General features: G+C 43.0%; 1 protein-coding gene. It reads right to left on the bottom strand.

Annotated elements, in window-relative coordinates:
- The coding region (locus tag SCA31_RS25800; protein ID WP_410699773.1) for a TonB-dependent receptor plug domain-containing protein at positions 1–230 on the bottom strand (230 nt) is incomplete at both ends.

Below are 230 nucleotides of genomic sequence, written 5' to 3'. Positions count from 1 at the left end.
GGTTTTTGTTTTAATAACAATAATACCATTGGAACCACGTGCCCCGTAAATCGCAATTGCAGAAGCTCCTTTTAGTACGTCAATACTTTCTATATCATTTGGATTAATAACATTCAATGCATTATCCAATTGGAAACCGTCCACAATGTAAAGTGGCTCTGTACCTTGGGTGATCGATGCACCACCACGAAGGGTAACGTTTGCACCTGCTCCCGGAGCACCACCTGCTG

The organism is Chryseobacterium sp. SIMBA_028 (assembly GCF_046535285.1).
Taxonomy (GTDB): domain Bacteria; phylum Bacteroidota; class Bacteroidia; order Flavobacteriales; family Weeksellaceae; genus Chryseobacterium.
This window is presented reverse-complemented; position numbering and strand designations above follow the sequence as displayed.